Here is a 13092-nt window from a genome sequence, read left to right as displayed (position 1 = left end):
ATTCAGTGATAGCATCCCCGCGTCTGCGACCTTGGTCCACTCGGCTCAGACGCCGTATTGAGATCGGCCAGGTTCTCGATACGACGGCGGCCGGGTCGCTCCAAGTGGTCGTGCCACGGATTCCCCCGAGATCCGTCTGCCGACGACTGCAGGCTACACATGGGAAAGGTTTCAATGAATCGAGACGCACTCGTCTGGTGCCTGGTTGCGGCGACGGCCATCGCCGTGGCCGCGGCCCTGGTGCTCCGTCGTCGCAACAAGGCCATAGCGGCGAAGAAGCAGCAGGCCGAGGCCGCCCTCACACAGCGGCTGATCGAGGCCGATGGCCAACTGGCCACGTTAAGAGCTGAGTTGCACCGACACCAGGCCGAGCACGACAAGACCATCCAAGAAGCCGAAGAGGCGGCGGAGGAGAGCACCAAGGCCGTTCTCAAGGGTTCCGCACGCTTTCTGCAGAGCCTGGCCGCGGAACAGCTCGCACTGCTTGAGGAAATCCAGCGCAAGTACGGTGGACATTCCGTTCTGGGTGATCTGCTGGAAGTCAGTCACGCCAATGCACAGATGGCCCGCAAGGCCCAGGGCATTGCGGTTATGTGTGGCGCTCCGCTGGGCCGTCGCAACAAGCCGGCGAGTGTTTATGATGTGGTGCGCAGCGCCCAGGGACAGATTCGCAATTTCCGGCGCGTCGAAATCATGCAGCAGACCGGTTTTGCATTGAAGGCGTCCGCTGTTTCTCCGGTCGCACTCGCCGTCGCCGAACTTCTCGACAACGCGGCCAGCTTTTCCCAGCAGGGCTCGCCGATCGAGATCACTTTCCAGCGGGTGCAGAAGAATCTCTGCATCGTCATCGACGACGCCGGTGTCGGCATGAACGACGAGGACCGGCAGAAGGCCTCCGCGCTGCTGTCCGGCGACTTCCGCCCCCGGCTTTCGCACCTCGGAAACCAGCCGAAGTTCGGATTCCCCGTCATCGGCCTGCTGGCGCAGCAGTACGGATTCCGGGTGGACGTGACCGGTGTCTCCCGCTACGGAGGCGTGCGCGCTGTGGTGCTGCTGCCGGAGGAGCTGTGGACCGAGGAGGAGGCGGCACCGGCCGAGGACTCCCAGGCCAACGGCGCCGGCGGGACCGTCGGCCGGCTGGAGCCGGTGGCCCGTACCGCGCACGGCCTGCCGCGCCGGGGAGCCCGCCAGGTGCCCATCGCCAGCGTCCCCGACCGGGACGGTGCGGTGCCTCCCGCCGCTCCGCCGGAGGAGGCCGGCCGCGCCGCGGGCCGGAGCCTCGGGGCCTTCCAGCGCGGCACTCTCTCGGGCCGCAATCTCGCCTCGGCGCCGTCCGAAGGGTCCGATGACGCATGACCACAGACCTGTCGTGGATGCTCGAGGACATCGTGCACAACGTGCCGAAGGCACGTCACGCCGTCCTGCTGTCCGCGGACGGCCTTCCCCGGGGTGCGACCGACGGCATGGCCCAGAAGGACGTGCGGACGATCTCCGCCGCCATGGCGGGCATGCAGTCACTCAGCCGGGCGACCTCCCACTTCGCCGGGCCGGGGGGAGACAGGCAGTGGAACCAGACGATCATCGAGTTCTCGCACGGCTGGATCTTCCTGATCGGAGCCGGTCAGGGCGCCTATCTGGCCGCGGCCGCGGCGCCCGACGTGGACATGCAGCAGATCTCCTTCCGTATGCACCGGCTGGTCGCCCGGCTCGGCAACAACCTCACCTCGCCGCCACGGGTGAGTTCGGACGGCGTTGACGGGCAGTCCGGCCGGGCTCGGGCGGAGCAGGACGGGGCGGGCGGCACCGGCATCCCGATCATGGACCTCGACGTGGTGGTCGGTCAGGTCCAAGGCGCCCGGCACGCTGTGCTGTTGGGCTCCGACGGTCTGCCCCGGGGCGCCACCACGGGCATGAGCCAGGACCTGGCGGACACCATCTCGGCGGCCATGACCGGGATTCACGCCTACAGCCGGGCCACCTCGCAGTTCGCCGGTGTGGGCCAGGACGCGCTGTGGCGGCAGACGGTGATCGAGTTCCAGCACGGCTGGATCTTCCTGATCTCGGCCGGCCACGGGGCGTTCCTGGCCGCGGCCGCCGAACACGACGCCGATATCGAGGAGTTCACCACCCGGCTGCATCAGGTGGTGCCCCGGCTGAGCGCAGATATGGCACCACGCGGGGAGGCGAGCCGTACGTGAATGACGAGCCGGATCAGGAACTGGAGCTGACCTCCGCATTAGTCCCGCTCTTCGTGATCACGAACGGGCGTGCGCTGCCCCCGGACAATGCCTACGAGCGCACGACCCTGGTCTCCGCTCAAGAGGGTGTCTCTGCTTCGGCTCGCGCCCTTTCTCCGGAGGCGCGTCAGGTTCTGGAGCTGGTCACGGAGGGTTTTCTCTCCGTCGCCGAAGTGGCCGCCCACACGCATCTGCCGCTGGGGATCGTGCGGATTCTCCTGGCGCAGATGGAGGAGAGCGGTCTCATCATCGCGCGGAAGCCCGTACCCCGGGCCGAACGTGTCGACCGAGAAGTGCTCAACGCCGTTCTCGACGGCCTCAAAGCCCGATTCGGAGCGTGATTCGTGTACCTGGATTCAGGTGTCCTCACCGCGGTGAAGATCCTTGTGGTGGGGCACTTCGGGGTCGGGAAGACCACGTGCATCGGCAGCATCTCCGAGATCGAGCCCCTGCGGACCGAAGAGGAGATCACCGAAGCCAGCGTGGGATTTGACGACCTGTCGGGGACCCCGGACAAGACCACCACGACGGTCGCCATGGACTTCGGCCGCCTGACCATCAGCGAAGAGGTGGTGCTCTACCTCTTCGGCACTCCCGGTCAGGAGCGCTTCAAGGAGATGTGGGAGGAGCTGTCCCGGGGGGCGCTGGGCGCGCTCGTCCTCGTCGATCCCGAGCGGCTGTCGGAGTCCTTCGCGGTCCTCGACCTGGTCGAGCGGTTCGGCCTGACGTACGCCATCGGCGTCAACCACTTCGACGGCACGACCAACTACCCGCTCGCGGAGATACGCGAGGCGCTGAACCTGTCCGACCGGACGCCCGTGATCTCCTGCGACGTGCGGGACCAGCAGTCGTCGGCGCAGGCACTCATCACCCTCGTCCACCACCTACTGTCCCTTCTTGACTAGGAGCCACCCCCACATGCAGCAGAGTCCCGGCATACAAGGGCCACCGCCCGGCTGCCCTGCGCACGACAACGTCCATCTCTACGGCCCCCAGTTCGGCTCCGATCCCGACGCTCACTACGCACACCTGCGCGGTCTCGGCCCGAGCGCGCCGGTCGACATCGCCCCCGGGGTGGAGGTCGAGCTGGTCACCAGTTACGACGCCGCCCTGTACATCCTGCAGAACCCCGCTTCGTTCGTCCGGGACTCGCGGCGCTGGCGGGCGCTGAACGAGGGACGGGTGCCCGAGGACAGCCCGGCACTGCCCATGATGGGGTACCGGCCCAACGCTCTGTTCAGCGACGGAGCGGCGCACGCGCGCCTGCGCCAGGCGGTCACCGACAGTCTGGCCACCGTCAACGAGATCCAGCTGGTGCGGCAGACCCAGCAGTCTGCCGACTACCTGGTCAGCCGGTTCAGCTCCGACCGGCTCGGGCAGGCCGAGTTGATGGCCGAGTACGCGCAGCCGTTGCCGCTGCTGGTCTTCAGCGAGCTGTTCGGCTGCCCGCCGGAGATCGGTGACCGTGTGATCGTCGGGATCAGCGGCATCTTCGACGGCACCATGGGCGCGGACCAGGTGCTGGGCGAGGCCCTCGGCGAGCTGATCGCACTCAAGCGGCGCCGGCCCGGACAGGACCTGACGACCCGTCTGATGGAGCACTCCGCGCAGTTGACCGACGAAGAGGTGCTGCACCAGTTGGTGACGCTGCTCTCCGGCGGCACCGCGCCCCTGTCGGCGACGATCGGCACCAGCAGCGCGCTGATCCTCGGCGAGGAGTGGCAAACCGGCCTGCCGGTCGAGGACGCGGTCGCCCAGGCCCTGTGGAACTACGCGCCGATCGCCAACTACGCGGCCCATTACCCCACCCACGACGTGGAGTTGGGGGGCCGGATGCTGCGGGCGAACGACCCGGTGGTGATCTCCTTCGCGGCCGCCAACACCGATCCGCGGCTGGCGGAGCATCGCGAGCAGCTCAGCGCCAAGGCCCATCTGTCCTTCGGAGCCGGTCCGCACGCCTGCCCCGCGAAGGACCCGGCGTTCGTGATCGCCGTCACCGCCGTCGAGTCCCTCCTCAACCGGCTGCCCGACATCGAGGTGCGGGTGCCGTTCAAGGACCTGAGCTGGGTGCCCGCTCCCTGGAGCCGCTCCCTGGTGGCCCTGCCGGTCCGGTTCACGCCGCGCGCCATGGCGCCGACGCCGGCCCAGACCCCGCAGCCGCAGGCGGCCGCGCCCGCCCAGCACCGCGGCCCGGCCCACGCGGCCCAGACGGCGGTGCCGACCGCGCCCAGGCCCAAGCCCGGGCTGTTCAGCCGCTTCCTGGCATGGACGAGGGGAGAGTGACGTAGGCAACGCTCCTCACGCATAGTCATCTCGTATGTATCGGCCAACGGGGGGGTATGGATGGCGGCTGATACGTGAGAGCAAGAAGGGGACATCGTGGAGATTGCGATAACTCCGCCCGTCGACAGACGATTTGCGGTTTCGCTGTTTTCCCGCTTAAGGACGGCGAAGGGCCAGGCCAACCCCTTTCCGATCTATGCGGAGCTGCGGTCGAGGGGCGGAGTCGTCGCAGCTCCCTGGGGTGGGCACGTGGTCACCGGCTTCGACCTGTGCGACCAGGTGCTGCGCAGCCGCCACTGGCTGGAGCCCGATGCGCGCTGGCGGGAGCAGCAGGGAGACGGTACGCGCTGGACAGCTCCCTCCTCGCGCGAGATGAGCAGGACGCTGCCGGCGCTCAACCCTCCGGACCACACTCTGGTGCGCCGGTCGGCGGGCATGTTCGACCGCACCTCGCTGGAGCAGCTGCGCGGGACGGTGGTCCGCACCACGAGCAGGCTCCTCGACTCGCTGGCCGAGCGGCTGCACGAGGGCGAGGCGGACTTCAACGCCCTGGTGGCCGAGGAGCTGCCGGTCGCCACCATCGGTCACTGGCTCGGGCTGCCGTCCGCCGACTTCCGCCGGCTGCGGGATCTGACCCACGACCAGGTCTTCACCCAGGAGCTGCTGCCCTCGGCCAGCCAGCTGGCCAGGTCGGACGCGGCCACGGCCCAGCTGCGCACCTACTTCATGGACCTGGTGCGCGCTCGGCGGGCCCGTCCCGGCGACGATCCCGTGTCGCGGTGGATCGCGGTGTGGGACGAACTGGAGGGCGACCACGACAAGGCAGACGAAGCGGTCTACTTCCTTGCACTGTTCGTGCTGCTGGCAGCGCTGGAGACCACGTCCACGCTGCTGTCGCAGATGACACTCCTGCTGCTGGAGCACCCCAGCCAGTGGCACTGGCTCGCGGTCCACCCCGACCTCGTGCCCGCCGCCGTGGAAGAATCGTTGCGCTACGACCCGCCCACCCATGTGATCAGCCGCGTCGCTTCCCGGGACGGCCTCCTGGGCGGCGTGGAGGTCCTCAAGGACGAGATGGTCCATCTGATGGTCGGGGCGGCCAACCGCGACCCGGCCAAGCACGAGGACCCCGAGCTGTTCAACCTCCACCGCAAGCCGGCGCATCTCGCCTTCAGCGGGGGCATCCACTACTGCCTCGGCGCACCCCTGGCCCGTATGGAAGCCCAGATCCTGCTCCACCAGCTGGTCAGGCGCTTCCCCCGCCTCACCCTCGTACGCAGGCCGACCTGGGCACCGCGTGTGGCCTTCAGGCGCCTGCTGAATCTGGATGTCACCCACTCATGAATGACATGCTCACGACCTCCCCCCACTTCCCCTACAAGGCGCTGGCCGTCGAACAGGACGGGCCGGTCCTGCGGGTCCGCTTCAACCCCACCGCCGAGGACAGCACGCTGACCGTCGCCGCCCTCGACGACCTCGCCGCCCTTCTCCACAGCCTCCATGACCGCCCCGACATCCGGGTGCTGCTCCTGTCGTCCGCCGGTGAGGACTTCTGCCTCGGCGCCGACCGCGGCGAGTACCAGGCGGCGCTGGCCGAGGACCCGACCGGAGCAGCCATGCGCCGGATCGCGGACAAGGCCCACCGCGTGTGCGACGCACTGGAGAACACGCACGCCGTCACCATCGCCCGGCTCCACGGCAGGGTCGTCGGCGCCGGCCTCGCCCTCGCCTCCTTCTGCGACCTGCGCGCCGGAGCCGACAACTGCCGGTTCCGCATGCCCGAGATCGGCATCGGCCTGCCTCCCGCGTGGGGCGGCGCGATGGGCCGGCTGATCGTCGAGGGCGGGGCCGCCCGGATCCGCGAACTCATGCTCACCTGTGAGACCTTCGACGCGGCCAGCGCCCACCGGCTCGGTCTCCTGCACAAGGTCGCCCCGCTGGACGAACTCGACACGGCCGTCCACGCGTGGGTCAGACCGCTCGTGCGACGCTCACCCGAGGCCCTCACCCTCACCAAGCGCATGTTCGCGGGCTACTCCCGGGGCAACCGCACCGCGGACGTCGCCCTGCTCGACGCGCACCTCCTGACGGCACAGCTCACCCAGTCCCGGCCCCAGCGCGTGGCCGAGGCCCTCTAGGGACATCAACGCCCGGCCAACGGCGCCCGGGCGGCACCCTGGATGCAACTCCCTCTGCTTTGGCGGGTGTTCGGACGCGTGGTAGCGTCGCGCGGTGTCCAAGATCGAGATCGATGCGGTGACGGCCGAGTTCTTCGGCGCGTTCGACAACCGCGAGGGCAGGACCGCCGACGTGGCACGCATCCGCCGGCTCGTTCTTCCCGGCGGCGTGATCGTCATGACCGGCCCGGACTTCACGGTCTACACCGTGGACGAGTTCATCGAGCCGCGCCGGCAGTTGCTCGCCGACGGCCGGCTGACCGACTTCTCCGAGTGGGAGACCTCCGAACGGACCGAGATCGCGGGCGACATCGCGACCCGCTTCGGCGAGTACCGCAAGTCCGGGATCCTGAACGGCGAGCCGTTCGAGGGCTCCGGCACCAAGACCATGCAGTTCGTCCGCACCCCGCAGGGCTGGCGCATCGCGGCGCTCTCCTGGTACGACCGGTCGTGAGGAACGAGCGTCGCCTGAGACGCCTCGTCGTGGGTGAGAGCGTCTGGTACTGGACCGTCCGGCAGCGGGTTCGACCCGACTACAAGGACTGCCGCCTCGCGCTCTCCTTCTTCACCCGCGGGACCGCCGAGGGCGCGGGCCGCCGGCTCTCCCTGGTCTTCGCTCCGTGCGCGACGGGGGTCGTCTCGAACACGTACTTCGAGTCGGGCACGGTGGTGCGCCTACCGGACCGCAGCCATCTCAATCTCCATGAACCCGGGCCGGCGCGCCGCCTCCTCGACGCGGCGGTGCCCGCCCTGGAGGTGCAGCCGGGCCGGAACGTCGAGGTGGACGGCTGGTCGTACTTCGCCGAGGCCGTCCGGTGCGCGGATCAGGAGGCCGGCGGTCACCCCGTCACGGGGGCTCCGTGACGGGCGTCGGTACGCGTCGTCGTCAGGCGTCGGGGCCGAGAATCATGCACGTCGTGGTGGCGTGCGCGATGAGCTTGCCCTGCTCGTCGAGGACCTTGCCCTCGGCGGTGGCGGTACGGCGTCCCACGTGGATGACGGTGCCCTCGGCGATGAGGGTCTGCCCGTCGGTGCGGGCAGCGCGGATGTAGTTCACCTTGAGTTCGAGCGTGGTGTAGCCGACTCCGGCCGGCAGCGTGGTGTGGACCGCGCAGCCCATCGCGGAGTCGAGCAGGGTGGCCGCGATCCCGCCGTGGACCGTGCCGAGCGGGTTGGAGAAGTCCGGGCGGGTGTCGAGGGAGACGACGATGCGGCCGTGGTCGACTTCGTCGAAGCGCATCCCGAGCAGCCGGCCGATGGACGGGATCTCGACCGGACGTTTCTTCTGGATCAAGCGCAGGAGCTCGAGCCCGGACAGTGCGGCGAAGTCGATGGTGGACATGTCTGTTTCCTTGCTGTCGTGCGGGTGAGGTGACCCGTCGGAGACGTGGGTCAGCCGAGGGGGTTGGTCGTGTCCCGCAGGAGGGCCAGGACGGGCGCGTACATGCGGGTCTTGATGGTGCCGAGGGTCTCCCCTGCCCTGGCCGCCTGGGCGGCGGCGAGTTCGACGGCGGTGTCCCGAACGGCGTCCTCGCCGACCGCGTGGTCCACGACGGCGGCGGCGAGCGCGTCGTGGCCGCCGTAGCGGCGGGCGGTGGTCATGGCCTCGTGGGCGGTCTGCGGGGTGAGCCGGCTCTGGATCAGAGCGGACATGCCCGGTGAGAACGGGATGTTGATGTCCGCCTCCGGAAGGCACCAGAAGCCGCGGTCGGCCCGCATCACCCGGACGTCGTGCGCCAGGGAGAACATCGCACCCGCCGCGAAGGTGTGCCCCTGGAGCGCGGCCACGGTGGGCACCGGCAGGGACAGCAGGCGGGCGAAGAGCGCGTGGACCGAGACGACGTAGGCGTGGTGCTGGTCCGCATGGGCGAGAAGCCAGTCGAGGTCCAGGCCGTTGGAGTAGAACTTCCCGGTCGCCGCGGTGACCAGCGCCCTGGGTCCGTCCGCCTTCTCCACCTGGTCCAGGGCCTCGTCGACGGCGGCGATCCAGTCGGGGTGGAAGCGGTTCTCCCCGGCTCCGAGGTCGAGTACGAAGACACTGTCGTGACGGTCGAGCGTGGGCATGACTACTCCTTCGGGTGAGTGCAACGGGAGGGCGCCCCGGCCGGTCTGCGCAGCAGGCCGGCTCAGGACGGGGAGTTCTCCCCGGCGTCGGTGTCGCTGCCCGCGTCGGCGGCCGGATCTGGCCGGTCGGGCAGGGCGTGGACCAGCAGATCATGGATCTCGGCGGCGGCCGCGTCCAGCGGGGCCGTGCTGCGTTCGGCCCGGCACAACACGACCGCGCCTTCCACCGCGCCGAGGATGAAGGCCGCGAGCCGGCGGCCGCGAGCCTCGGGCAGCCCCCCGGTCATGAGCAGGGCCGAGAGGTCCTCCTGCCAGCGGCCGAAGACCGCGGCGGCGGAGTCCGCCCAGCGGGGCCCCTCCTCGTCGGCAGCCACGGCCGCGGCGACGACCGGACACCCCGACCTGAAGCCGCTGCCGATCATCCGTTCGCGCCACAGGGTGAAGAAGGCATCGATCGCCGCCACCGGATCACCGGCACGGGCGGCGGCGATCCGGCGCGCCATGACGTCTCCGGCGAAGGCCACAGCCTCGTCGATCAGCTGGGCCCGCCCCTCGGGGAAGTGGTGGTACACCGAGCCGCGCGGGGCACCGCTGTGCGCGAGCACCCGGTCGATGCTCGTCGCACCGGCCCCCTGCTCCCCCAGCAACTCCGCGGCGCTGCTGATCATCCGCTCGCGGCTGTCGCTCTTGCGCGGGCTCATCCGTGCACCACCCGGCACCTTTCCCCTGGGGCTCGTACGTCTCCTGCCCGGACCGGGAAAGGCGGCGCATCAGTCATTACTCCTGAGTAATCTATGCTCTATGGCATAGAACATGCAAGGGGCGGGCCGTGCGCCGGTGGCACGGCCCGCCCCGAGGGGAAATCGGGTGGTTCTCAGACGATCAGCGCACCTTGTTCAGCTTGTCGAGCGCCTTGGCGAGGCCGTTGACCCACAGTCGGTCCACGCGGGCACGCTCGGCCGCGTTCGGGTAGCGGTTGGTGCAGGACGTGCCCGGGCCACCGCCCGACATCAGCTCGCTGCACGGACCGCTGTAGTGGTCCGGCAGCCCCAGCACGTGACCGGTCTCGTGCGCGGCGACGCGGATCGAGTCGTACTGCTGGTTCTGCGCGTAGTCGAGGAAGATGTAGCCGTTGCCGTGGCCGTCGGTGGAGGCGTAGGACCCCTGGGGGTCGCTGCCCTCGTAGTAGGCGAAGTCGGCGCCGCCCGAGGTCGCCTGCAGCTTGACGTTGGAGACGGAGCTGTTCCATATCGAGGCGGCGCTCGATATCTGCGAACGGAAGCTCGGCGCCCGGGAGGCGTCGTAGGAGACGGTCACCGACCGGAGGCCCGGGTGCGCCGCCTGCTTCTTGGCGACCGAGGTGAGGACGGCCTCGAAGAACGCCTTGTTGTTCGCCGCCCCGCCGGCCGAGCTCGTGTACCCGGCGTGCGGCGCGGCGAGGGAGTCCGCGGTCCGGGCACTCGCCGGGATCGCGGTGCCCAGCGTCGCGAACGCCAGGCCCAGGCCGAGGGCCAGCGCTCTCCTGGAGACCTTCGCGGATGGGCAGGACGTGGAGTTCGACGTCATGTGGGGGGCTCCTACTCGTTCGTGTGGGGTGGTGAACGATCGGTTGCCCATGAGTTTCCGTCAGCCCCCTGGCCTTCGGATGATGGCAATCGGGGATAGTCCCCGGCTATCGCCGGTCAACTCGGCCGATTTCCTTGGGGTTTGAACATCTGGCGTCTCATCAGACACTGCCCTTACGCTCCGTACATGGAGCTCGAGGTGAGGCACCTGCGCGTTCTCTGCGCCATCGCCGACGCCGGCAGTCTGCACCGGGCGGCGCGCGAACTCGGCGTGTCCCAGCCCACGTTGAGCACGCAGCTGCGCCGTATCGAGCAGACGCTCGGCGGCATGCTCTTCACCCGTGACCGTACGGGCAGCCGCCCCACACCGCTCGGCCACATCGTGGTGAGTCGCGCCCGGCCGCTCGTCTCCGAACTCGCCGCGATCGTGGCCGAGACGAGAGCCGCGGCCGCCCGGGCCGCGGACGGTCCACGGCTGCGCATAGGCGCCACGGCCAGCCGTGCCCTGCCGGGCTGGCTGCGCCGGCTGCGCGCCCGTGTCCCGCCGGTCGAGCCCAGCCTCCACATGGGCGTGTCTGCAAACTCGCTGCTGCACATGGTCGCCGAGGGCAGGCTCGACCTGGCGTTCGTGCACGAGGTCGAGGGCAGCCCGCTGCGCATCCCTGCCGGACTGCGGGTGCGGGTCCTGGTGGAACGTGAGCCCCAGTTCGTCACCTTGGCCACCGACCACCCCGCGGCCGCGCGGCGCGAGGTGCGCCTGGCCGACCTCGCCCACGACCGCTGGATGGTCGACTCCACGGTCGACGGCGAATGGGACGGCGTGTGCCGGGTGCTGCGCGAGGCCGGTATCGACCCCGACCTGCTGCACGGCGACTACCTCACCGCCTACTCGCTGGCCGCCATCGGCGAGGTGGTCACGGTCAGCCAGCCGACCGCGCGCCCCCGCTCCGACCTCGCCATCCGGCCGCTCCAGGGCGATCCACTGGGGGTACGCCTGCTGCTCGCGGCCCGGACAGCGGCCGAACTCGACCACGGCTGTGCCGAGTTGCAGGAGGCCTACTGGGAGGCGGCGCACCAGGCACCGGCGTACCAGGAGTGGTTGGAGCGCAGGACGACCGGGCCACCGGCGCAGGCACGTCGTACGGTGCGGGCCTGAGGAATGGGACCTGCAGACGGGTGACGTGCCCGCGCCCGGCTCTCCGGTCAGTAGCCGGAGCCCAGTGTCCGGGTCGTGTAGGCGCATTCCGTGTAGATGTACCCGGACCTGAGCTTGGCCGTGTCCGAGGCGGGTGTGGCGGTGCTGCCGCCGTGCGGCTTGTGCACGAAGTACGTGGTGCCCACGGGGAGACTGAGCGAACGCTGCGGGTAGTTCTTGCCGCTGCTGCACGGCTTGAAGCCGATCCCGAGTGTGTCGGCGAGCGAGTACGCCTTGCAGCTGCCGCATCCCTTGAGGGTGAAGCTGCCGGTGACCGGGCCGGTGTAGAGGACGGTCACGTCGTCCGGGCTGTCGTTCTTGACCGTGACGGAGATGCTGCCGCCGGAGGCGGTGGTGGGCAGCTTCTTCCCGGCGGCCGGCAGGGTCTGGGCCACCTCTGCGCCGATGGCGATCTTCTTGGCGCGATCCCGGTTCCCGCCGTTCTTGTTGTCGGTGACGTACTGCTCCATGGTCTTCTGTGCCGCGTCGAAGTCACCGTCCTTGTACTGGTCGACGCCGCAGGCGTACTCCCCCGCGTCGCCGCTCCGGTCGGCACGGTCGGCGGACTTCGAGAGGCCGTCCCCCGCGCTCCCGGCCGTCCCCGACAGGTCGGTGATCCGGGTGTTCAGTTCACGCAGCTGCTCGACCGCGGTGCAGGGTCGGCCGCCGTTCACGTCGTTCTCGGCATTCTTCACGGCCGCGTCCACGGCGGGTGCGACCTTGGCCGAGGACGCAGACTGCGGGAAGGTGCCCAGCAGGTCCCCGAAGCGCGTGACCCAGTCCGCCCGGCCGCCCGCCAGAGCGGCCGAGCCGCATTCGTACAGCGAGGTCGCGAGCCGGTCGTCGGGCCATTGCGCCAGCGAGCCGAGCTGCTTCTTCGGCATGGTCCCGGGCACGGTGCGCAGGTACTTGAGCGGCTCGACGGCGTCGCAGTACTCCTTGTGGCCGTAGGCCGCGCCCACGGTGGTGTAGTAGGTGCGCATGCGGTCGGGTACCTGGTCGGCGGCGCGGGAGCCGGCGTGGTCGACCGCGAGGTCCCGGTAGATCCCCAGGGCCTCCCGGTAGTCGCCCTGCGCCGTGGCGAACCTGTGCCGGCCGGCCGCCGTCACCATCCGGTCGGCCTGGTCGAGGCGGTCGAGGAGCGCCTGCTGCACGGCTTCCTCGTGCGCGTCGTCGTACCACACAACGCCCCCTGCCGGTACGGCGAGCAGCACCACGCCCAGCAGGAGGGCGAGGGGCGCCCGGCCCGGCCGGGTGAGCCGGGTGCGCAGCCCGGCGAGCGCGCCGTGGACGGCGGCCAGCAGCAGGAGCAGGACGTAGACGGTGAGCGCGGCGCCCGGCACACCGTCGGCGTCGGCGGGCAGGGCCACCAGCAGCAGGACGACGGTTGCCACCCAGCAGGCAGCCATCAGGACCCATCTTCGCAGGAGTGCGTATCCGAGCCCGAGTCCACTCAGGTTGAGCACCGCGACCGCGGCCGCTCTCAGGCCGTCCGGCGGCGCGGGCGGCGGGGCCGAGGGCATCGGCGGTACGGCGAATCCCTGGCTGGGACCATATGGATTTTCGGACAT

At 69.9% G+C, this 13092-nt stretch carries 15 protein-coding genes; 10 read left to right on the top strand and 5 right to left on the bottom strand.

What is annotated here, in order from left to right; genetic code table 11:
- The first annotated feature begins 174 nt into the window (after positions 1 to 174).
- From ABZ471_RS12815 to ABZ471_RS12775, 9 genes are all read left to right on the top strand, one after another.
- Positions 175 to 1356 (top strand): ATP-binding protein, encoded by a 1182-nt coding sequence (locus ABZ471_RS12815; protein WP_359065492.1) that lies wholly within the window; start codon positions 175 to 177, stop codon positions 1354 to 1356.
- Positions 1353 to 2198, top strand: coding sequence for a roadblock/LC7 domain-containing protein (locus tag ABZ471_RS12810; RefSeq protein ID WP_359065489.1), 846 nt, complete (start codon positions 1353 to 1355; stop codon positions 2196 to 2198). The genes ABZ471_RS12815 and ABZ471_RS12810 overlap by 4 nt, the downstream gene beginning before the upstream one ends.
- Positions 2195 to 2578, top strand: coding sequence for a DUF742 domain-containing protein (locus ABZ471_RS12805; RefSeq protein WP_359065486.1), 384 nt, complete (start codon positions 2195 to 2197; stop codon positions 2576 to 2578). Before ABZ471_RS12810 ends, ABZ471_RS12805 begins: the two co-directional genes overlap by 4 nt.
- A gap of 3 nt (positions 2579 to 2581) precedes the next feature.
- Positions 2582 to 3142 carry an ATP/GTP-binding protein gene (locus ABZ471_RS12800; RefSeq protein WP_359065484.1) on the top strand — a complete coding sequence of 187 codons (561 nt, stop codon included), beginning with the start codon at positions 2582 to 2584 and terminating at the stop codon, positions 3140 to 3142.
- A 13-nt stretch (positions 3143 to 3155) separates the two neighbouring features.
- Entirely contained in the window at positions 3156 to 4520 is a 1365-nt protein-coding gene (locus ABZ471_RS12795) for a cytochrome P450 (RefSeq protein ID WP_359065482.1), read from the top strand.
- 96 nt (positions 4521 to 4616) lie between these two features.
- A complete protein-coding gene (locus ABZ471_RS12790; protein WP_359065480.1) occupies positions 4617 to 5864 on the top strand; it encodes a cytochrome P450 in 1248 nt (415 codons plus the stop codon).
- Entirely contained in the window at positions 5861 to 6658 is a 798-nt protein-coding gene (locus tag ABZ471_RS12785) for an enoyl-CoA hydratase/isomerase family protein (protein WP_359065478.1), read from the top strand. The genes ABZ471_RS12790 and ABZ471_RS12785 overlap by 4 nt, the downstream gene beginning before the upstream one ends.
- Positions 6659 to 6752: 94 nt before the next feature.
- Complete coding sequence (locus tag ABZ471_RS12780; protein ID WP_359065476.1) at positions 6753 to 7151, top strand: nuclear transport factor 2 family protein; 399 nt, start codon at positions 6753 to 6755, stop codon at positions 7149 to 7151.
- A gap of 29 nt (positions 7152 to 7180) precedes the next feature.
- Complete coding sequence (locus ABZ471_RS12775; RefSeq protein WP_359065473.1) at positions 7181 to 7561, top strand: hypothetical protein; 381 nt, start codon at positions 7181 to 7183, stop codon at positions 7559 to 7561.
- Positions 7562 to 7583: 22 nt separating this feature from the next.
- Here ABZ471_RS12775 and ABZ471_RS12770 read toward each other — a convergent pair whose 3' ends face one another.
- The 4 genes from ABZ471_RS12770 to snpA all read right to left on the bottom strand — a co-directional run bounded on the left by ABZ471_RS12770 (position 7584) and on the right by snpA (position 10327).
- Positions 7584 to 8039 (bottom strand): PaaI family thioesterase, encoded by a 456-nt coding sequence (locus ABZ471_RS12770; protein WP_359065471.1) that lies wholly within the window; start codon positions 8037 to 8039, stop codon positions 7584 to 7586.
- A gap of 50 nt (positions 8040 to 8089) precedes the next feature.
- Entirely contained in the window at positions 8090 to 8761 is a 672-nt protein-coding gene (locus ABZ471_RS12765; RefSeq protein WP_359065469.1) for an enoyl-CoA hydratase-related protein, read from the bottom strand.
- Positions 8762 to 8823: 62 nt separating this feature from the next.
- Positions 8824 to 9462, bottom strand: coding sequence for a TetR/AcrR family transcriptional regulator (locus tag ABZ471_RS12760; protein ID WP_359065467.1), 639 nt, complete (start codon positions 9460 to 9462; stop codon positions 8824 to 8826).
- Positions 9463 to 9643: 181 nt separating this feature from the next.
- On the bottom strand, positions 9644 to 10327 hold the full coding sequence (snpA, locus tag ABZ471_RS12755) for a snapalysin (RefSeq protein ID WP_359065465.1): 684 nt from the start codon (positions 10325 to 10327) through the stop codon (positions 9644 to 9646).
- Between the two features lie 186 nt (positions 10328 to 10513).
- Here snpA and ABZ471_RS12750 point away from each other — a divergent pair, with 186 nt between their 5' ends.
- Positions 10514 to 11482 carry a LysR family transcriptional regulator gene (locus tag ABZ471_RS12750; protein ID WP_359065463.1) on the top strand — a complete coding sequence of 323 codons (969 nt, stop codon included), beginning with the start codon at positions 10514 to 10516 and terminating at the stop codon, positions 11480 to 11482.
- 47 nt (positions 11483 to 11529) lie between these two features.
- Here the strand turns inward: ABZ471_RS12750 and ABZ471_RS12745 are convergent, their stop codons facing one another.
- Positions 11530 to 13092 carry a hypothetical protein gene (locus tag ABZ471_RS12745; protein WP_359065461.1) on the bottom strand — a complete coding sequence of 521 codons (1563 nt, stop codon included), beginning with the start codon at positions 13090 to 13092 and terminating at the stop codon, positions 11530 to 11532.

It is taken from the genome of Streptomyces sp. NPDC005728, from assembly GCF_040630895.1.
In the GTDB taxonomy this organism is placed as follows: Bacteria; Actinomycetota; Actinomycetes; order Streptomycetales; family Streptomycetaceae; genus Streptomyces.
Note: the sequence above shows the minus strand (reverse complement) of the source record. Positions and strands in the feature narration are given on the sequence as shown.

Bases quoted from the DNA above. Each gene is read 5' to 3' on its own strand.
- ABZ471_RS12815 (WP_359065492.1), top strand. From the start codon at position 175: ATGAATCGAGACGCACTCGTCTGGTGCCTGGTTGCGGCGACGGCCATC.
- snpA (WP_359065465.1), bottom strand. From the start codon at position 10,327: ATGACGTCGAACTCCACGTCCTGCCCATCCGCGAAGGTCTCCAGGAGA.
- ABZ471_RS12765 (WP_359065469.1), bottom strand. From the start codon at position 8,761: ATGCCCACGCTCGACCGTCACGACAGTGTCTTCGTACTCGACCTCGGA.
- ABZ471_RS12785 (WP_359065478.1), top strand. From the start codon at position 5,861: ATGAATGACATGCTCACGACCTCCCCCCACTTCCCCTACAAGGCGCTG.
- ABZ471_RS12795 (WP_359065482.1), top strand. From the start codon at position 3,156: ATGCAGCAGAGTCCCGGCATACAAGGGCCACCGCCCGGCTGCCCTGCG.
- ABZ471_RS12750 (WP_359065463.1), top strand. From the start codon at position 10,514: ATGGAGCTCGAGGTGAGGCACCTGCGCGTTCTCTGCGCCATCGCCGAC.
- ABZ471_RS12770 (WP_359065471.1), bottom strand. From the start codon at position 8,039: ATGTCCACCATCGACTTCGCCGCACTGTCCGGGCTCGAGCTCCTGCGC.
- ABZ471_RS12810 (WP_359065489.1), top strand. From the start codon at position 1,353: ATGACCACAGACCTGTCGTGGATGCTCGAGGACATCGTGCACAACGTG.
- ABZ471_RS12760 (WP_359065467.1), bottom strand. From the start codon at position 9,462: ATGAGCCCGCGCAAGAGCGACAGCCGCGAGCGGATGATCAGCAGCGCC.
- ABZ471_RS12745 (WP_359065461.1), bottom strand. From the start codon at position 13,092: ATGTCCGAAAATCCATATGGTCCCAGCCAGGGATTCGCCGTACCGCCG.